At 59.5% G+C, this 19,741-nt stretch carries 17 protein-coding genes; 12 read left to right on the top strand and 5 right to left on the bottom strand.

Going from position 1 to position 19,741, the window contains the following annotated elements; translation table 11 throughout:
* Positions 1-119 precede the first annotated feature (119 nt).
* Complete coding sequence (locus ABNT42_RS15250; protein WP_348698354.1) at positions 120-386, bottom strand: DUF2249 domain-containing protein; 267 nt, start codon at positions 384-386, stop codon at positions 120-122.
* 85 nt (positions 387-471) lie between these two features.
* Positions 472-2,745 (bottom strand): nitric-oxide reductase large subunit, encoded by a 2,274-nt coding sequence (locus ABNT42_RS15245; RefSeq protein ID WP_348698351.1) that lies wholly within the window; start codon positions 2,743-2,745, stop codon positions 472-474.
* Positions 2,746-2,944: 199 nt separating this feature from the next.
* On the opposite strand from ABNT42_RS15245, the gene ABNT42_RS15240 reads away from it, so the two are divergent.
* The 6 genes from ABNT42_RS15240 (at position 2,945) to ABNT42_RS15215 (ending at position 8,978) form a co-directional block, all read left to right on the top strand.
* Complete coding sequence (locus ABNT42_RS15240) at positions 2,945-3,409, top strand: Rrf2 family transcriptional regulator (protein ID WP_348698349.1); 465 nt, start codon at positions 2,945-2,947, stop codon at positions 3,407-3,409.
* A 102-nt stretch (positions 3,410-3,511) separates the two neighbouring features.
* Positions 3,512-4,759 (top strand): nitrate/nitrite transporter, encoded by a 1,248-nt coding sequence (locus ABNT42_RS15235; protein ID WP_348698347.1) that lies wholly within the window; start codon positions 3,512-3,514, stop codon positions 4,757-4,759.
* 30 nt (positions 4,760-4,789) lie between these two features.
* Positions 4,790-6,175: a NarK family nitrate/nitrite MFS transporter gene (locus tag ABNT42_RS15230; protein WP_348698345.1), complete on the top strand. Its 1,386-nt coding sequence runs from the start codon at positions 4,790-4,792 to the stop codon at positions 6,173-6,175.
* A 12-nt stretch (positions 6,176-6,187) separates the two neighbouring features.
* The gene (gene hemN / locus ABNT42_RS15225; RefSeq protein WP_348698342.1) at positions 6,188-7,615 is read left to right on the top strand and encodes an oxygen-independent coproporphyrinogen III oxidase; all 1,428 of its coding nucleotides are present in this window, start codon (positions 6,188-6,190) and stop codon (positions 7,613-7,615) included.
* A gap of 11 nt (positions 7,616-7,626) precedes the next feature.
* The gene (locus ABNT42_RS15220; RefSeq protein ID WP_348698340.1) at positions 7,627-8,304 is read left to right on the top strand and encodes a Crp/Fnr family transcriptional regulator; all 678 of its coding nucleotides are present in this window, start codon (positions 7,627-7,629) and stop codon (positions 8,302-8,304) included.
* Between the two features lie 14 nt (positions 8,305-8,318).
* Positions 8,319-8,978, top strand: coding sequence for a carbonic anhydrase (locus ABNT42_RS15215; protein ID WP_348698338.1), 660 nt, complete (start codon positions 8,319-8,321; stop codon positions 8,976-8,978).
* A 651-nt stretch (positions 8,979-9,629) separates the two neighbouring features.
* Here ABNT42_RS15215 and ABNT42_RS15210 read toward each other — a convergent pair.
* From ABNT42_RS15210 to ABNT42_RS15200, 3 genes are all read right to left on the bottom strand, one after another.
* Positions 9,630-10,109 carry a hypothetical protein gene (locus ABNT42_RS15210; protein WP_348698336.1) on the bottom strand — a complete coding sequence of 160 codons (480 nt, stop codon included), beginning with the start codon at positions 10,107-10,109 and terminating at the stop codon, positions 9,630-9,632.
* Between the two features lie 86 nt (positions 10,110-10,195).
* Positions 10,196-10,426 (bottom strand): DUF3079 domain-containing protein, encoded by a 231-nt coding sequence (locus tag ABNT42_RS15205; RefSeq protein WP_348698333.1) that lies wholly within the window; start codon positions 10,424-10,426, stop codon positions 10,196-10,198.
* Between the two features lie 52 nt (positions 10,427-10,478).
* Entirely contained in the window at positions 10,479-10,865 is a 387-nt protein-coding gene (locus tag ABNT42_RS15200) for a hypothetical protein (protein WP_348698330.1), read from the bottom strand.
* 262 nt (positions 10,866-11,127) lie between these two features.
* Here ABNT42_RS15200 and ABNT42_RS15195 point away from each other — a divergent pair, with 262 nt between their 5' ends.
* The 6 genes from ABNT42_RS15195 (at position 11,128) to moaA (ending at position 19,686) form a co-directional block, all read left to right on the top strand.
* Positions 11,128-14,829 carry a nitrate reductase subunit alpha gene (locus ABNT42_RS15195; RefSeq protein WP_348698329.1) on the top strand — a complete coding sequence of 1,234 codons (3,702 nt, stop codon included), beginning with the start codon at positions 11,128-11,130 and terminating at the stop codon, positions 14,827-14,829.
* A 19-nt stretch (positions 14,830-14,848) separates the two neighbouring features.
* Complete coding sequence (gene narH / locus ABNT42_RS15190; RefSeq protein WP_348698328.1) at positions 14,849-16,405, top strand: nitrate reductase subunit beta; 1,557 nt, start codon at positions 14,849-14,851, stop codon at positions 16,403-16,405.
* Complete coding sequence (gene narJ / locus ABNT42_RS15185; protein ID WP_348698326.1) at positions 16,398-17,063, top strand: nitrate reductase molybdenum cofactor assembly chaperone; 666 nt, start codon at positions 16,398-16,400, stop codon at positions 17,061-17,063. The genes narH and narJ overlap by 8 nt, the downstream gene beginning before the upstream one ends.
* 11 nt (positions 17,064-17,074) lie before the next feature.
* Positions 17,075-17,758, top strand: a complete 684-nt coding sequence (narI, locus tag ABNT42_RS15180; RefSeq protein ID WP_348698325.1) for a respiratory nitrate reductase subunit gamma — start codon at positions 17,075-17,077, stop codon at positions 17,756-17,758.
* Between the two features lie 9 nt (positions 17,759-17,767).
* Positions 17,768-18,514 carry a peptidylprolyl isomerase gene (locus tag ABNT42_RS15175; protein WP_348698323.1) on the top strand — a complete coding sequence of 249 codons (747 nt, stop codon included), beginning with the start codon at positions 17,768-17,770 and terminating at the stop codon, positions 18,512-18,514.
* 146 nt (positions 18,515-18,660) lie between these two features.
* Positions 18,661-19,686 carry a GTP 3',8-cyclase MoaA gene (moaA, locus tag ABNT42_RS15170; RefSeq protein ID WP_348698321.1) on the top strand — a complete coding sequence of 342 codons (1,026 nt, stop codon included), beginning with the start codon at positions 18,661-18,663 and terminating at the stop codon, positions 19,684-19,686.
* The last annotated feature ends 55 nt before the right edge of the window (positions 19,687-19,741 follow it).

Below are 19,741 nucleotides of genomic sequence, written 5' to 3'. Positions count from 1 at the left end.
TTATTTCCCCTTGTACGTTGACTTGCCGCAACCGTGTATCGGATGCATGGATACATGCTAAGTGGGCAAGCTTTTGTTTTCCATGATATGGATTATGAAAAATTATCAGAGTGAAAGTTTCAGGCTGCGCTGAGGAGGAAGTCGATGACCACCTGCCCCGGTTCGCGTGCCACATAAGCGACTTTGACGCGACCCTGATAGCGCTGGTCGATTTGCGCTAGCAAAGGCAATGGGTCGTGGTCGTTACAGAATCGCATAATTTCGCCCGGATATAAAGCGTCGATCGCGCCGAAGATGGCAGCGTGCCTGAAACGCTTGGCAACACCGCGCGCGTCGAATGGATAGATGCCGTCCGGCCCTTTGGGGAGAGAACAATCGTGTGACATTTTGGCGACTTTCAGGATACTGAATTGAAAGCTGCTGCAAGTGCAGGTGTCAGTACACGCAGCACTTGCAGCAGCGGGGAGGGGATTAAGCGCGGTTCACTTGCTTATCGCTACTTGCGACTGGATCGCGTTTTGCAACCAGCAGACGCCATGCGAACAGGGTCAGGAACAGCGTGCCCAGTGCGAACACCACGTCACCGGGAACGCGCAGCCACACCAGCGTTTCCATCAGTTTGGAGTGGATGATTTCAGGCGAACGGGCGAACCACATGCCAGTGCTGATGCTAGCCCAGGCTTGATAGATACCGGCTGGTACCAGCGAGATGAACACCATCATGGCCAGACCGATATTCAGGCACCAGAACATGGGACGCAGCAGCGCATCGGACCAGGCCAGACGGCTAGCCAGACCACGCAGGCAGAACAGCAGCAGACCGATACCCAGCATGCCATACACACCGAACAGCGCCGCGTGGCCGTGGGCCGCCGTCATGTTCAGACCTTGCATGTAGTACAGCGCGATCGGGGTGTTGATCGAGAAGCCCAGCAGGCCAGCACCGACGGTATTCCAGAAGCCCACAGCGATGAAGCACAGGATCGACCATTTGTAAGTCTGTACCCAGGGTGCGGCTTTCGAGCGCTGGTAGTTGCGCCACGCTTCGATACCGATCAGCGACAGCGGTACCACTTCCAGTGCCGAGAACATGGCGCCGATGGCGATCACGAAGGTCGGCGTACCGGTGAAGTACAGGTGGTGCAGGGTGCCCAGTATGCCGCCGAACAGGAACACGATGGTTTCCAGCACGATGGCGCTGTTGGCGGTAGCAGCACGGATCAGGCCCAGACGGGTGAACAGCAGGGCGATCACAGCGGTTGCGAACACTTCGAAGAAGCCTTCCACCCACAGGTGGACCAGCCACCAGCGCCAGTATTCGATCATCGAGTAGTGGCTATGCTGGCCCCAGGTCAGCGAGGTGGCGTAGAAGCCACCGATGCACATGGCCGACAGGAATACCATGACGATCAGGCCACGGCTATCCGATGGTTTTTTCAGCGCAGGCCACAGCGCGCGGCCCAGCAGGGTAACCCAGATTAAGAGGCCGACGAACAGCAGGATCTGCCAGATGCGGCCCATGCTGGTGAATTCCAGACCCTGATTACCGAGCCAGAACGAGAAGTCCGTACCTTTGTGTTGCAGCGAACCGAGCCAGCCGGTAGCGGTGGAGCCCACCACGATGAACAGCAGTGCGTAGAACAGCAGATTCACGCCCAGTTTCTGCAGCGGTGGTTCGTAGCCGGAAATGGCAGGAGCGATGTACAGGCCGGTAGCCAGCCATGCGGTAGCGATCCACAGCACTGCGAACTGGGTGTGGATGGTGCGGCTGACAACGAATGGCAGGATGTCGGCCAGCGGGAAGCCGAAGAAGCTGCGGCCTTCCACAGCATAGTGCGCGGTAATCACGCCCATGCCCACTTGCGCGAGGATCAGACCGATCACCACGAAGAAGTATTTTTTGGTCGCCAGCATGGAAGGCGTGGCTTTCAGGTTCAGCAGAGGATCAGCCTTAGGCGGGGTAGGATCTTCTTCCTCTTTGGCGGCGCTGTGGAACATCACCATGGCGGCGATCGCACCGATCATCAGGATCACACTGGCGATCGACCAGATACCGGCGCCCGTGCTAGGACGGTTGTCGATCAGCGGCTCGTGCGGCCAGTTGCTGGTGTAGCTCAGGTCTTGCTGGCCGGGACGGTCGGTGGCAGCAGCCCAGGCCGACCAGAATACGAAGGCTGGCAGGGCTTTCAGATCATCCTGATTGGTGATCGAGTTAGGGTTCATGGCGTACTGGGTACGCAGCGCGTCGAGGCTGGCCTCGTCGCCGAACAGGCCGGTGTAATGCTTGGCCACGCTGCGGATAGCAGCAGCACGGTCAGCCGATACGACGATCACGCCACGGGTTTTATCGTAGGTGTTGCGGCGCATTTCTTCCTTCAGCTTGGCATTCAGATAGGCCTGATTGGATTTGCTCAGGTCTTCGAAATGCGCGGTGAAGTCGCGCTGGGCCCACAGTTCGCGCAGCGCTACGGCTTCGCGGTGCAGCCAGTCAGCCGACCAGTCCGGTGCCACATAGCTGCCGTGACCCCAGACGGTGCCCAGTTGCTGGCCGCCGGCCGACAGCCAGGCTTGCTGGCCCCGGTCAACTTCGCCTTCGCCAAAGAGCTGGGTGCCGTCGGCACTAATTATTTGTTTTGGTATGGGTGGGGCGGCCAGATAGATTTCTGCTCCGACCCAGCCGAGGACGGCGAAGGAGAGAGCACAGATCAAGCCGAGCCAGGTCCAGAGTTTGCGCGTCGCGTGCATGACATGGTTCCTTAGTTCGTGAGTTGAGTATCAGCTTGGAAAACTCTCGCTCCGGCACTAGCCAGAACGATGGAGCCGATTCTAGGCCGCTGTTTTAAACATGTATATTCGATCCTTGTTTTTCTTGATCCAAGTTATGAACAAATGCACAAGAGGGCAGGAATAATGGCTGCCTCGCGACATATTGTTCTGAGGCATCATGAAATTAACGGTATTTACGGAGTACACGCTACGCACCTTGCTCGATCTGGCTAGCCAGCAGGGCAGGCTGGTGACGGTGGCCGACATCGCCCGGCGGCACGACATGGCCAAGCACCATCTCAATAAGGTGGTACATCAATTAGGCCTGAGCGGCGTGGTGCGTACGGTGCGCGGACGCAATGGCGGCATCGTGCTGGCGCTGCGGCCGGCCGACATTAATCTGGGCAAGGTGGTGCGCGCCAGCGAACCGCACTTTCATATGACTGCCTGTTTCGACGGTGGTCAGCATGACTGTCCGTATGCGCTGGCCTGCGGCCTGCAGGGCGTGCTGGCGCGCGCCAGCAATGCGTTTCTGGCCGAACTCGATAACGTCACGCTGGCTGATCTGCTGCCGCAGCTGCCCGCTTCCGGCCTGCCGCGCAACCGCTTCGACCAGGTGATTCAACTAGTTACTTCGGACTAGATAGCTAGCCTGATTGCCGGGGTCGCCTAGCCTTCCGGCCAATTGGCGGGGTGTGCCGTGGCGGGTACCCTGAGCGCATTCTAAACTCGTTAGGAGTGTAACGTGGCAAGCAATAACAAAGCGGTAGGGGTACTCGCCGCCAGCACCTTCGCATTCACGATCTGCTTTGCGATCTGGATGATGTTTGCGGTGCTGGGCATCCCCGTCAAAAAAATGCTGGGCCTGAACGAAACGCAGTTTGGTCTGCTCGCGGCCATGCCCGTGCTCAGTGGTTCGCTGGTGCGGGTGCCGCTGGGTATCTGGTGCGATAAATACGGTGGCCGCATCGTCTTCTTCCTGCTGATGCTGGCCACGGTGCCGGCCATCTTCCTGATCAGCTACGCTACCGAATTCTGGCAGTTCCTCGTACTGGGCCTGTTCATCGGTCTGGCCGGCGGCTCGTTCTCGGTTGGTACACCGTATGTGGCGCGCTGGTTCCCTAGCGAGCGCCGTGGTCTGGCGATGGGCATCTTCGGCGCCGGTAACTCCGGTTCTGCCGTCACCAAGTTCGTTGCACCAGCCATCATCGCGGCATGGGGCTGGCAGGCACTGCCTACTGTGTATGCGGCGGCCATGCTGGTCACGGCCATCGTGTTCTGGATGTTCACTGCGACCGATCCTAGCCATAAATCGAATTCGGCGATCTCGTTTGGCGCCCAGATGAAAGTGCTGGCCGACCGTCGTGTATGGCGCTACTGCCAGTACTACTCGGTGGTGTTCGGCGGCTACGTCGGGCTGGCACTGTGGATGACCAAATACTATGTGGGTGAATACGGCTTCGACCTGAAGCTGGCTGCCTTGCTGGCTGCCTGCTTCTCCCTGCCCGGCGGTGTACTGCGCGCCGTCGGTGGCTGGATTTCTGACCGCTACGGTGCTTACAAAGTCACGTGGTGGGTAATGTGGGTTTGCTGGGTCTGCTTCTTCCTGCTGTCCTACCCACAGACCTCGATGATCATCACGACCACCCATGGCGACCTGAAGCTGGATCTGGCGCTGTCGCCCACCATGTTCACCGTGCTGCTGTTCATTGTCGGTACTGCCATGGCCGTCGGCAAAGCGTCCGTCTTCAAATTCATCGCTGACGATTTCAGCGACAACATCGGCGCCGTGTCGGGCGTCGTGGGTCTGGCCGGTGGCCTGGGCGGCTTCATTCTGCCGATTCTGTTTGGCGCGCTGCTGGACCTGACGGGTGTACGTTCCAGCGCCTTCATGCTGCTGTACGGCACCGTCTGTGTCTCGCTGGTGTGGATGCATTACTCGTTCCGTCCCGAAGTGGCCGCTGCTGCCATCAAGGCGCAGGCCAAGGCCTGATGTGAGCAAAGCTCTTTTTAGGAGAAATTCATGAGCAAATATATGATCAATACGTGGGAGCCAGAAAGCTCCACGTTCTGGGCCAGCGGTGGCCGCGACACGGCTAACCGCAATCTGTGGATCTCGATCCCTGCGCTGGCACTGGCCTTCGCCGTGTGGATGGTGTGGAGCGTGGTGGTGGTGAACCTGCCCGCCATCGGCTTCCAGTACAGCACCAACCAGCTGTTCTGGCTGACGGCTCTGCCGGGCCTGTCCGGCGCGACGCTGCGGATCTTCTACTCGTTCATGGTGCCGATCTTCGGCGGCCGCAAATGGACCACCATTTCCACCGCATCGCTGCTGATTCCGGCACTGGGCATCGGCTTCGCCGTGCAGGATGTGACTACCGGCTATCCCACCATGCTGATACTGGCGCTGCTGTGCGGCTTCGGTGGGGGTAACTTCGCTTCCTCGATGGCCAACATCAGTTTCTTCTTCCCGAAAGCCCAGAAAGGCTATGCACTGGGCATGAACGCCGGTCTCGGTAATCTGGGTGTATCGGCAGTGCAGTTCGTGGTGCCACTGGTGATCACCGTGGGCGTGTTCGGCACGCTCGGTGGCGATGCCCAGACCGCTGTCAAAGCGGGCAAGAGCAGCACCATGTGGCTGCAGAATGCTGGCTTCATCTGGGTGCCTTTCATCACCGTCAGCGCCTTGCTGGCATGGTTCGGCATGAACGATCTGGCTTCGGCCAAAGCTTCGTTTGCCGATCAGGCAGTGATCTTCAAGCGCAAACACAACTGGCTGATGTGCTGGCTGTACACGGGTACCTTCGGTTCCTTCATCGGTTACTCGGCCGGCTTCCCGCTGCTGATCAAGACCCAGTTCCCCGATGTGAACCCGCTGCAATATGCCTTCCTTGGTCCTTTGGTCGGTGCACTGGCCCGTGTGGTGGGCGGCGTGATCGCCGACAAGCTGGGCGGCGCCAAAGTGACGGTATGGACTTTCGTCGGCATGATCGCTGCCGTGTATGGCGTGATCAGCTTCCTGCCGCATGGCGGCGTGGCAGGTAACTTCACCGGCTTCTTCTGGATGTTCATGGCGCTGTTCGCCGGCACCGGTGTGGGCAATGCTTCCACCTTCCGCATGATTCCTGTAATCTTCATGACCGAGCGTCAGCGCGCAGCGGCTGGCAAATCGCAAGCCGAACAGCAGCAAGCGATCGTTGACGCCAATAAGGAAGGTGCTGCAGTGCTGGGCTTCACCTCCGCTGTTGCTGCCTACGGTGCTTTCTTCATTCCGAAGAGCTACGGTACCTCGATTGCGCTGACGGGCGGTCCTGATGCTGCGCTGTGGTGCTTCATCGCTTTCTACATGAGCTGCATTGCAATCACGTGGTGGTGCTATGCCCGTAAGAATGCGGCCATGCCTTGCTAAACGGAGTTGAATATGTCTGACCATAGCGCCACCGATGTGCCGCGTACGGAATTGTTTGATGCAGCGCTGATCCGCAAGCTGACCCTGAATGGTCCGCGCTACACCTCGTATCCCACGGCGGACCGCTTCCACGGCGGCTATGGAGTCCCTGCCTATCAGGCTGCGATTGGCAGCCTGAGTGCAGAGGGCGCGGCAGCACCGCTGTCGCTGTATGTGCATATTCCGTTCTGTGCGTCGCTGTGCTACTACTGCGGCTGCAACAAGATCATCACGCAGGAAACCGGCAAGGCGGCCGAATATCTGGGCTATCTGTACCGCGAGATTGCCATGCAGGTGGAACTGCTGGGGCGTGGCCGCGCCGTCTCCCAGCTGCATTTCGGCGGCGGTACGCCGACCTATCTGACCGATGCGCAGATGGACGAACTGCTGGCGCGTCTGCGCGCTGATTTCGCATTTGTCAGCGACGCAGAAGGCGAATTTTCGATCGAAGTCGATCCCCGTACGGTTTCGCCGGAACGCATCGGCGTACTGCGCCGGCAGGGCTTCAACCGCCTGAGTCTGGGCGTGCAGGATTTTGACGCGGAAGTGCAGAAAGCCGTCAACCGCGTGCAGTCGCCCGAGCAGACGCTGGCCGTACTGGACGCCGCGCGCACGTATGGCTTCCGTTCCGTCAGTGTCGATCTGATCTATGGTCTGCCGCTGCAGAGCGTGGCCAGCTTCGGCCCTACGCTGGACCGCATCATTGCAGCCCGTCCCGATCGGGTGGCGGTGTACAACTATGCCCACATGCCGAATCTGTTCAAGGCGCAGAAGCTGATCAACGAGGCCGACCTGCCGGACGGCGAAACCCGTCTAGCCATGCTGGGCCTGTGTATCGAGAAGCTGACCGGTGCCGGCTATGTGTATATCGGCATGGATCACTTTGCACTGCCCGAAGACGATCTCGCGCGCAGCCGCGAAGTGGGCAAGCTGCAGCGCAACTTCCAGGGCTATTCCACACATGCCGATGCACCGATGGTGGCGCTGGGTGTGTCGGCCATCAGCGCCGTGGGCAATAGCTATAGCCAGAACGAGAAGACCCTGAGCGCGTATTACGAGCGCATCGATGCCGGTGCGCTGCCGATTGCGCGCGGCATTACCCTGAACGCAGACGATGTAATCCGGCGCACCACCATTAACCGGCTGATGTGCAACTTCATCCTCGATTACGATGATCTGCCACTACCGGACGGCGTAAGCGGCCCCGAATATTTCGCGGCCGAACTGGAACGCCTGAAACCGCTGGAAGAACTGGGCCTGCTGTGCGTGGGCAGCCGTGGCGTACGCGTGAAGATGCGCGGCCGTCTGCTGATCCGCAATATCTGCATGGCGTTCGACCAGTATCTGCACCTGCCCAAAGTAGAAGGGCCGCAGGTGCTGCGCTATTCGCGTACTATCTAAGCACTACAAATATGGATAAAAGTAAGATCAAGGTACAGACCTTCCTATCGCGTGTTCCACTGTTTGCTTCCATGCGCGCCGAGGAACTAGACCGTATTGCACTGGGTACGACCGAAGTGCGGCTGGAAAAAGGCCAGATGGTGTTTGAACGGGGCGATCCCTGCATCGGCTTCCATCAGGTGGTATTTGGCCAGATCAAACTGTCGTTCACCTCGGCCGGCGGCGCGGAAAAAGTCATCGAGCTGATTGGCCCCGGCCACAGCTTCGGCGAAGCGCTGATGTTCATGGGTAGTCCCTACATCGTTTCGGCGCAGGCCACGGAAGATACCTTGCTGCTGCACGTCGCCAAGCCCACCATCTTCCGCGAAATCGATAACGATTCGAGCTTTGCCCACAAGATGCTGGCCGGCCTGAGTCAGCGCATGCACAGTCTGATGTGCGATATGGAATCGTATTCGCTGCGCTCGGGTACCCAGCGTGTGGCAGCTTATCTGCTGCGCGAGTTCCCCGAGGGGGGCGACCAGTTCACGCTGGCGGCGTCCAAAGGCGTGCTGGCTTCGCGCCTGAACCTGACTCCCGAACATTTCTCGCGCATCCTTGCCGACCTGTGCTCGCAACAACTGATCACCTTCAAAGGCCGCCAGATCAGCTTGCTTGATCGTGCCGGTCTGCGCCGCTGTGCGGAATAAAAGCGGAGGCTCAAATGGAAGATATCGAAAAATTCATCAATGGCTTCAGCCGATTCCAGCAACAGTATTTTCAGGATAGTCAGGAATTGTTCGACAGCTTGCGGCAGGGCCAGAAGCCTAGCACACTGCTGATCGGCTGCTGCGATTCGCGCGTCGACCCCATGCTGCTAACGGGCAGCGACCCGGGCGACCTGTTCGTGGTACGGAATATCGCCAATCTGGTGCCGGCCTGCACACCGACGGCGTCGGCCGGTGTCAGTTCGGCTATCGAGTTTGCCGTGTGCGAGCTGGAAGTCGAGCGCATCATCATTCTCGGCCATGCGCGCTGTGGCGGCATCCGTGCCGTGATGTCACCGCGCAAAGTCGAGCGCGAAACCGACTTCGTCAATCAGTGGATGCGTGTTGCGGAGCCTGTAGCTGAGCGCGTTCGGCGCGATCTGGCGCACCGCAGCAGCGCCGAGCAGCACCACGCGTGCGAACTGGCCAGCATCCTGCTATCGCTCGACAATTTGATGACCTACCCATGGCTCAAGCGTCGCGTCGAGCAGGGTCTGCTCAAGCTGCACGGCTGGTATTTCGATCTGGAGAAGGGCGCATTGATGGCCTATTCGGCGCGCCAGCACGCGTTTCTGCCACTGGTCGGTTCGCTGCCCGAGCGACAGGATGCCGCCTGAAAGATCGCTCACTATGGCAACTAGAGTCTAGTTCGCTATGATGCAGAATTTTGCGAGGGCGGCAGTGAAGCCTCGCGCCTCGCGCCTCGGGTAATGGGATCGGCGTGCCGCATGGTTGTAACTTTGAGTGGGCCCTGTCGAAGAGTACTACTGCGCGTTGCGTGTTCAGATGGCGCGACATGTAGATGAATCCGTCGAAAGTTCGTGGATTTTTGAAAACCGCGAGTGACCATTGCTGCGTTACTAGGGTGGAGGCGCTACCTGCTAACTCGGCATGGCCTGCAAGTCGCTTCAGAGTTGCACCGCTGAGTTCCAATAGCATTAAACGTTCGCCTGAAAATAGGTGAACATAGTGTCGACTTATCTCTGCGTAACTGAGTATGAACTGTCCCTCTACGGGAATTTGGTCATGTAATATTGTCTCGGCGACGGCTACTTCCAAACTAAGTCCGAAGTAGCAAGTGCGAAACTCCGGCGCTCCCACTTCGCACCCTGGGGCATCAAAGCGGTTGGCGCCACTTGCTCCAAAATACGGCTCATTGTTGCTGATTCTGGAGATACGAATAAGACGCTGGTTTTTTAGCCGGACCATGCGGAGAGTGCCGTCGGCTGCCAGACGAGGTGGCGGCAAGGGCAGCGCGGCTTGCGGCATTATCGCCCCGCAAAACCGGCTGCGCTTATTCTCACCCTTTCAAATTCACCCAGCGCAATTGCCTCCAGGGGTGTTTGGCCACGAAGTGAGAGTTTTGGTGTGGTGAAGAATTGCCATTTTCCCGAGTCAGAAACGTTGGTTAATTGCGTGGAAATCGCTTCGAGTTCTTCACCCGGCAGTGCAGGATTAGCGAAGAATGAGGGAAATAGTTTGCGGCCATCGCGCGTCTCAAGAGTAAAGAGTCGTCCCTTTGCACATGCAGCCCAGATTTTTTCGGGAGAAAGGCCGGACCTGCTTGCCAGTTCCTCAACGGGGATAATCAGTCCTAGTTTCTCTAGTAGGGCACGCCGATCTAATGCTTGTTCAGCTAGCTGTTCTATGAACTGATGTGCGGCTTCATGTTCCTCGGCGCCGGCCGTTACGTCAGCTAGGTCGGTTGCTGCGGACTTGTGCTGCAGCAGAGTCGCTGTCTTGGCCATTGCGCTTTCCCCCTAGATTACTTGGTAGGGAGTCTAGACCTTTGGCAGAAATCGGCAACTGTATGTAACTGAATCGAACGCTGCTTTCAGTCGTCTGTCTTTTCCGTCGTACCCTCACCACCTGTACTGCTGGAATCAAGTTCTCCGTTGTTTTGGTTTAGTCCGAAGCTGTGCCAGTCCGGGCCGAACAGTTCTACCGGATGCTGGGTGCGGTCGGAACCGTTGCCGCACGCCATGTTATCGGCCGGGCAGTATTTGTCGCAGCCCCAGCAAATCAGCTCGGGCTTGGCGGGGTGGATGGGGAAGCGTTTGGCCATGTGGGGAAGGGGGCACTGGCGGCATTATGCTGCCGCCGCCATGCTGAAAGGCTTAGTGGTAGCGCAGCAGGTCGCCGCTGCGGTCGAAGGCCAGCATGCGTTCCATCTGACCTTGCTGGATGTGACCGAGCATCTGGTTGAACGCTGCATCGGTGCGCTGCGGATCGGGCAGTACGCCATTCTGGCCCGACAGCGTGGAAATCAGCATCACGTCCCATGGCTGGCCCATGGTCTGGGCTTCTGCTACCAGATTGGCATAGGTATCCAGCTCGCCCACCTGTTTGTCCACGCACATCACGGGCACCAGTGTGGTGCGGCCGGCTGTACCCGGCGCAGGATCAGGCTCGGCTTCGGCAATGGCGAAAGCGATCAGCAGGCGCTGCGGCTGGGCCTGCATGGCAGCAGCCACGATCAGGTCTTCGAAACTATTGATTTGCATGGGATTCCTCGGTGTGCTGGGTGGAGCTATGGTTGTACAACGACACCATACCCTGCAATAGTGCCGCTGAATATTGCCGTAAGGGATGAATGCGTCTAGTCACTAAGGACTAGAAGGTCTAGTCCTTCTCACCCTGCCAGATCACCTTCTTGCCGATTCACACCAGTAGGGCCGCTGCTTAGACTTGCAACATAGTCGAGTCCGTGCATGTTGCATGGGACCGCATACCCGGCACAGTGCCGGGTGTCAGTGAGGAGGCAGCATGAGTCATTTTCTGGATCGCCTGAAATTCTTCAGCAAAACTACGTCGACATTCTCGGGCGGTCACGGCGCCGTCGTGCAGGAAGATCGCACCTGGGAAAACGCCTATCGTCAGCGCTGGCAGCACGACAAGATCGTGCGCTCCACGCACGGCGTCAACTGCACGGGTTCGTGCAGCTGGAAGGTGTATGTCAAGAACGGCCTGATTACCTGGGAAACCCAGCAGACCGATTATCCGCGCACCCGTCCCGATCTGCCTAACCACGAGCCACGCGGCTGCCCACGCGGCGCCAGCTATTCGTGGTATGTGTATTCGGCCCAGCGCGTCAAATACCCGATGATCCGTGGCCGTCTGATGGAAATGTGGCGCGAAGCCCGTAAGACCATGGACCCGATCGCGGCATGGGAATACGTGAGCCAGAATCCCGAGCGCGCAGCGCGCTACAAATCGGTGCGCGGTCTGGGCGGCTTTGTGCGCGCCAACTGGGACGAAGCCAACGAGATCATCGCTGCTGCCAATGCACTGACCATCAAGAAGTACGGCCCTGACCGTATCGTCGGCTTCTCGCCGATTCCTGCGATGTCGATGGTCAGCTACGCAGCCGGTACCCGCTACCTGTCGCTGATCGGCGGCGTGGCACTGAGCTTCTACGACTGGTATTGCGATCTGCCACCATCGAGCCCGCAGATCTGGGGCGAACAGACCGACGTGCCGGAATCGGCCGACTGGTACAACTCCACCTACCTGATGGTGTGGGGCTCCAACGTGCCGATGACGCGTACCCCGGACGCCCACTTCTACACCGAAGTGCGCTACAAAGGTACCAAGACGGTGGCCGTGTCGTCCGACTTCGGCGAAATGGCCAAGTTCGGCGATATCTGGCTGGCACCTAAGCAGGGTACCGATGCGGCACTGGCCATGGCCATGGGCCACGTGATCCTGAAGGAATACCACACGGCCGGCCAATCGGCCTACTTCAAAGAGTACGCCAAGCAGTACACCGACTTCCCTATGCTGGTGCTGCTGAAAGAGCAGAACGGCACGCTGGCACCGGAATACTTCCTGCGCGCTTCGCACCTGGCCAACAACCTCGACGAAACCAACAATCCGGACTGGAAGACCCTGGTCATCGACGAAGCCAGCGGCCAGATCGTCGCGCCAGCCGGTTCCATCGGCTTCCGCTGGGGCGAAACGGGCAAGTGGAATCTGGAAATGAAGCAGGGCACCAGCGGTGCTCCCGTCGATCCGCAACTGTCGCTGATCAACTGCGCCGATGAAGTGGTGCCTGTGGGCTTCGCCTACTTCGGCGGCAAGGACGCCAGCGATCTGCTGATGCGCAACGTCCCCGTCAAGCGTCTGACGCTGGCTGACGGCAGCACCGCTCTGGTGGCGACCGTATTCGATCTGACCATGGCCAACTACGGTATCGACCGTGGTCTGGGTGGCGGCAATGTGGCCACCAGCTATGAAGAAGACGTACCTTACACCCCGGCATGGCAGGTCAAGCACACCGGCGTGAAAGCCGAAGACGTGATCACCGTGGCACGCCAGTTCGCCGAGAACGCCGACCAGACTCGCGGCAAGAGCATGGTCATCGTCGGTGCGGCGCTGAACCACTGGTACCACATGGACATGACCTATCGCGGCATCATCAACATGCTGATGATGTGCGGTTGCGTGGGTCAATCGGGCGGCGGCTGGGCCCACTACGTGGGTCAGGAAAAACTGCGTCCGCAAACGGGATGGACCCCGCTGGCCTTCGCACAGGACTGGAACCGTCCTATGCGCCAGATGAACGGTACTTCGTTCTTCTACAACCACACCAGCCAGTGGCGCCACGAAAAGCTGCACACGGAAGAAATCGCCTCGCCAACGGCAGGTGACGACGTCGCTCCTATGTCGCTGCTGGACTACAACGCCAAGGCCGAACGTCTGGGCTGGCTGCCATCGGCACCACAGCTGCAGACCAACCCGCTGGAAGTCACGCGTGCTGCTGAAGCGGCCGGCGTCGCACCAGTAGCTTATGCGGTCAGCCAGATCAAGAACAAGCAGCTGGAATTCTCCTGCGATGATCCGGACAATCCGGCCAACTTCCCGCGCAATATGTTTGTGTGGCGCTCGAATATTCTGGGCAGCTCGGGCAAGGGCCACGAGTACTTCCTGAAGTATTTGCTGGGTACCCAGAATGCGCTGATGAGCGATGAAGAGCACTGCATCAAGCCGCGCGACGTCAAAGTGCGTCCTGCTGCCGAAGGCAAGCTCGATCTGCTGGTGGTGCTGGACTTCCGTATGTCCACCACCTGCCTGTATGGCGATATCGTGCTGCCGACCGCGACGTGGTACGAGAAGGATGACCTGAACACCTCGGACATGCACCCGTTCATCCACCCGCTGTCGGAAGCTGTGCAGCCGCTGTGGCAATCGAAGTCGGACTGGGAAATCTACAAAGGTCTGGCCAAGAAGTTCGAAGAAATCGGCGGTCCTTACCTCGGCACCCAGCAGGATCTGGTACTGACCCCGCTGATGCACGATACCCCGGGCGAACTGGGTCAGCCTTTCGATCCGAAAGACTGGCGCGCCGGCGAGTGCGAGCCGATTCCGGGCAAAACCATGCCTAACTTCACCGTGGTGGAACGCGATTACACCAAGATCCACCAGAAGTTCACCTCGATCGGCCCATTGCTGGAAAAACTCGGCAACGGTGGTAAAGGCATCAGCTGGAAGACCGGCCACGAAGTGGAAATCCTGCGCGGCATTAACCGCACGGTGCAGGCTGACACGGTGGGCAAAGGCCAGCCACGTCTGGATACCGCCATCGATGCGGCCGAGATGATTCTGTCGCTGGCACCGGAAACCAATGGCCACGTGGCTGTGAAAGCATGGGATGCGCTGTCCAAGATCACGGGCCGCGACCACACCCATCTGGCGCTGCCACGCGAGCACGATAGCATCCGCTTCCGCGATGTGCAGGCCCAGCCACGCAAGATTATTTCGTCGCCAACCTGGTCCGGTCTGGAATCGGAAGAAGTCAGCTACAACGCCTGCTATACCAACGTGCATGAACTGATCCCTTGGCGCACCCTGACGGGCCGTCAGCAGTTCTACCAGGATCACCGCTGGATGCGTGATTTTGGCGAAGGTCTGTGCGTGTACAAGCCAGCGATCAACACCAAGACCACGGCGTCCATGCTGGGTGCGCAGCCGAACGGTAACAAAGAGATTGCGCTGAACTGGATCACGCCGCACCAGAAGTGGGGCATCCACTCGACCTACTCGGACAACCTGCGCATGCTGACGCTGTCCCGTGGCGGTCCGCACGTGTGGCTGTCGGAAGTGGACGCGCAAGCAGCCGGCATCGTCGACAACGACTGGATCGAAGTGTTCAACGTCAACGGCACGCTGACGGCGCGGGCGATTGTCAGCCAGCGCGTACCGGAAGGCATGACGCTGATGTACCACGCACAGGAAAAAATCGTCAACGTGCCGGGCGCTGAAATGTCGGGCAAACGTGGCGGTATCCACAACTCGGTAACCCGTGCTGTGACCAAGCCTACTCACATGATCGGTGGTTATGCGCAGCTGTCGTGGGGCTTCAACTACTACGGCACGGTGGGTTCCAACCGCGATGAATTCGTGCTGGTACGTAAGATGAACAAAGTCGACTGGCTGGAAGGCCCGTTGAATGAAAAGGCCCACGGCTGAGAAAGAGACGGAGCGATACATGAAAATCAGAGCACAAATCGGCATGGTGCTGAATCTGGACAAGTGCATTGGATGCCATACCTGTTCAGTAACCTGCAAAAACGTGTGGACCAGCCGTGACGGTGTGGAATATGCATGGTTTAACAACGTCGAAACCAAACCGGGCGTGGGTTATCCTAAACAGTGGGAAAACCAGAACAAGTGGAATGGCGGCTGGCGCCGTACCGACGCGGGCAAGATCGAGCCGCGTCAGGGTAGCCGCCTGAAGATTCTGTCGCAGATCTTCGCCAATCCGAACCTGCCACAGATCGACGAGTACTACGAGCCGTTCACCTACGACTACGAACGCCTGCAGAATGCGCCGCTGTCGGAAACCCCACCGACTGCCCGTCCTATCTCCGTCATTACCGGCAAGAAGATGGACAAGATCGAATGGGGCCCGAACTGGGAAGACGATCTGGGGGGCGAATTCGCCCAGCGTAGCCAGGATGCGCTGTTCGAAGGCATGCAGAAGGAGATGTACGGTACTTTCGAAAACACCTTCATGATGTACTTGCCACGTCTGTGCGAGCACTGCCTGAACCCGACCTGCGTGGCTTCTTGCCCGTCCGGTTCCGTGTACAAGCGCGAAGACGACGGCATCGTGCTGATCGATCAGGACAAGTGCCGCGGCTGGCGTATGTGCATCTCCGGCTGCCCGTACAAGAAGATCTATTACAACTGGTCGTCCGGCAAGGCCGAGAAGTGCACGTTCTGCTACCCGCGTATCGAAGCGGGCCAGCCTACCGTGTGCTCGGAAACCTGCGTGGGCCGTATCCGCTACCTCGGCGTGCTGCTGTACGACGCCGACAAGATCGAAGCAGCGGCTTCCGTGGCCGATCCGCGCGACCTGTATCCGTCGCAACTGGGTCTGTTCCTCAACCCGCACGATCCGGAAGTGATCGCCGAAGCGCGCCGTCAGGGCATTCCTGATTCGTGGCTGGAATCGGCCAAGCGTTCGCCTGTGTACAAGATGGCAGTGGAGTGGAAAGTAGCCTTCCCGCTGCACCCTGAATACCGTACGCTGCCGATGGTGTGGTATATCCCGCCACTGTCGCCGATTCAGGCTGCGGCCGAATCTGGCCGTCTGGGCAAGAACGGCATTCTGCCGGATACCGCCAGCCTGCGTATTCCCGTGCAGTATCTGGCCAACCTGCTGACGGCAGGCGACCAGCGCCCTGTGCTGACGGCACTCGACCGCATGCTGGCCATGCGTGCCTATATGCGCAGCAAGCATGTAGCGCCGACGCCGGATCTGGAGGTGCTGAAACAGGTGGGTCTGGAGCCAGCCATGGTGGAAGATATGTACCACATCATGGCGATTGCGAACTACGAAGACCGTTTCGTGATTCCAAGCAGCCACAAGGAAATGGCCGAGGACAGCTTCAACGAGAAGGGTAGCTGCGGCTTCAGCTTCGGCAACGGTTGCTCGGATGGTGTCAGCGATGCCAGCCTGTTCGGCAAACGCAAGCATGGCTCGGAAATCTTCATGATGATGCCGAAATCGCGTAAGAAAAAGGAGAACCTCGATGTCTGAAGCTCAAGCCTCCACGCAAGGCTTCCAGCTGCTCTCCATCCTGCTGCAGTATCCGGAAGCGGAACTGTTGCAGGAGCGCGAGGCGCTGCAAGCACTGATTCCGCGTAACTGGCAGGGCGCGCTGGCGCCGCTGTTCACCCATCTGGGCGAGACGGCACTGATCGACCTGCAGCAGCAGTATGTGATGACGTTCGACCGCAACCCGTCGCATTCGCTGCACCTGTTCGAGCATATTCATGGCGAATCGCGTGACCGCGGTCAGGCCATGGTGGACCTGCTGGCTGAATACAGCCGTCATGGCCTGCAGATGGTGGGTGACGATCTGCCCGACTACGTGCCGCTGTTCCTCGAATTCCTGTCGCTGCAGGATGAAGCGGAAGCCGAGCGCCTGCTGGGCGACGCGATCCACGTGCTGGCCTACATCGGCCGCAAGCTGCGCGCCAATGGCAGCCCGTACGCCTGTGTGTTCGAACTGCTGCAGACGCTGACCAATGTGGTGGCGGAAGAGCTGAGCGAACCGCCGGTGCGCGACATGGACGAAGCACTGGAAACTTTCGGCCCCGGTGCCGACGGTATCGAGCCCCTGCTGAAACCGCGCATGGACGGTACGCATCCCGTCAATTTCTATCCCAAGGCGGCAGCGCCGCAGCGTCACTGAAGGAGAGTGCCATGAACTATCTGCATCAATTTTTATTCGGTATCTATCCGTATATCGCGCTGGCGATCTTCCTGCTCGGTAGTCTGATCCGCTTCGACCGCGAGCAGTACACGTGGAAGTCGGAATCGAGTCAGGTGTTCCACACGGGCATGCTGCGGCTGGGCAGCCCGCTGTTCCACATCGGCGTGCTGGGCCTGTTCTTCGGCCACGCTGCCGGTCTGCTCACGCCCGTCTGGGTGTGGGATGCGCTGGGCGTGGAACACGGCACCAAGCAGCTGGTGGCAATGGTGGCCGGTGGCACCATGGGCTCGCTGTGCCTGATCGGCCTGCTGATGTTGCTGGGCCGTCGCCTGAGCAACGAGCGTGTGGCTGCCCGTAGCACGTGGAAAGACAAGCTGGTTCTGCTGTGGCTGCTGGCAACGCTGTTGCTGGGTCTGTCGTCGATCTTCGTCTCGGCCGGTCACATGGACGGCCACATGATGGTTCTGCTGATGGGCTGGGCCCAGCACGTGGTGACCTTCCGTGGCGATGCTGCCGACCTGATCCTGACTGCGCCGCTGATCTTCAAGCTGCACCTGTTCATGGGCATGTCGCTATTCGTGATCTTCCCGTTCACCCGTCTGGTGCACGTGTGGAGCGGTTTCGGTGCCGTGACCTATCTGGGCCGCGCCTATCAGCTGGTACGTCCACGCTAAGGAGTCATCATGGGTATCTCAGTCAATGGTGTGGATGTTGACGATCGCGAGATCGAAGCGGAACTGGTGCACCACCAGCAAGCTAGCAATCCTGTGCAGTCGGCCGTGCATGAAGTGATATTGCGCCGCGTGCTGCTGCAGGAAGCGGCGGCGCTGGGCATCACGGCGGACGATGAGGATGACCGCATCGAAGCCCTGTTTGCACAGGAAGTCAAAGTGCCGCTGGCCGATGAGGACGCCTGCTTGCGCTACTACATGAGCCAGCCGGAGCGTTTCCGCAGCGGTGATCTGGTGGAAGCACGCCACATCCTGTTTCAGGTCACGCCTTCGGCACCGCTCGACATGCTGCGCCAGACTGCTGAGCTGATACTGGCCGAGCTGCAAGTAAGGCCCGAGCGTTTCGAGGAACTGGCCGGACAGTATTCCAATTGTCCGTCCGGCGCCATCGGCGGCAATCTGGGCCAGTTGGGGCGGGGTGCCTGTGTGCCCGAGTTTGAGGAACTGCTGTTCCGACTGCAGGAAGGTGAACTGGCCGGCCGGCTATTGGAAACCCGCTTCGGTCTGCACATTGTGCAGGTGAAGCGGCGCGTGGCTGGCGCGGTGATTCCGTTTGCCACCGTGCGGGCCCAGATTGGCGACGAACTGCAGCGGCAAGCGTGGCAGCGCGCGCTGCACCAGTATCTGCATATTCTGGTTGGCCGTGCCGGTATCGAAGGCATTACGCTGGAAGGGGCCCAATCGCCGCTGGTACAGTAATTTCAAGTAACGATCTCCCGTCGCTGTTGTAGTAAACCGTGGCCGGCCTAGTCTGAAAGGACTAGGCCGGCTACGTCATCATGGGCAGTTTCAGCGCGCGCCTGCGACGTTAAAATGAAGCATCCCAATCAGACAGGAGTGCGCCGATGTCAGGCGAACTTTTCCCCGCCGCCGCAGGCACTGGCCTGCAGCCCCCGCGCCTGAGCGACCGCTTCGGCCGCAGCATCGATTATCTGCGCGTGTCCGTCACCGACCGCTGCGATCTGCGCTGTACTTACTGCATGCCGAGCGACTTCAAAGGTTATGAAGACCCGCCGGACTGGCTCAGTTTTGACGAGATCGAGCGGGTGGTGGCTGCTTTCGCCCGCCTCGGCACCTCGCGCGTGCGCCTGACGGGTGGTGAACCGCTGACGCGGCGCGGCGTGACGCAACTGGCGGGCCGGCTGTCGGTCTTGCCCGGTCTGCGCGATCTGTCGCTGTCTACCAATGGCACGCGGCTGGCCCGCTATGCCGATGAGCTGGTAGCTGCCGGCGTCAGCCGCGTAAATGTCAGCCTCGATACGCTGGACCGCGAATGCATGAAAGGCATTACGGGGCGCGACTGTCTGCCCTCCGTGCTGGCCGGCTTGCAGGCGGCCAAGGCGGCCGGGCTGGCGCCCATCAAAATCAATATGGTGGCCATGCGTGGTGTCAACGATGCCGAGATCGATGCTGTGGCGGCCTTCTGCATCGAGCAGCATTTCGTACTGCGCCTGATCGAAGTAATGCCCATGGGCGAGACAGGGCGCAACACGGCCTATCTGAATCTGGGCCCCGTGCAGGAGCGGCTGGCGCGCCGCTTCGACCTGCGTCCGCAGGCGCTGGAAATCGGCGGCGGGCCGGCGCGCTACTGGAGTACCGCCGATGGCAGTGCGGCGATCGGCTATATCACTCCCATGTCGCAGCACTTCTGCGCCACCTGCAACCGGGTGCGGCTGTCGGTTGATGGCACGCTCTACCTGTGTCTGGGACAGGAGCAGCAGTATCCGCTGCGCCCGCTGCTGCGCGGCGGTGCCAGCGATGCCGAGCTGGAAGCGGCGATCCGTGCTGCCATCGAGCTGAAACCGGAGCAGCATGACTTCGGTCGCCAGCCGGAGAAAATTATCCGTTTCATGTCGCAGACGGGCGGCTAGAAAAAATGCCTCACCGTGTATACTGAATGACGTATTGCATCACCGGAGTCGCCAT

This window comes from Duganella fentianensis, from assembly GCF_964031615.1.
Lineage (GTDB): Bacteria > Pseudomonadota > Gammaproteobacteria > Burkholderiales > Burkholderiaceae_D > Rugamonas > Rugamonas fentianensis_A.
Note: the sequence above shows the minus strand (reverse complement) of the source record. Positions and strands in the feature narration are given on the sequence as shown.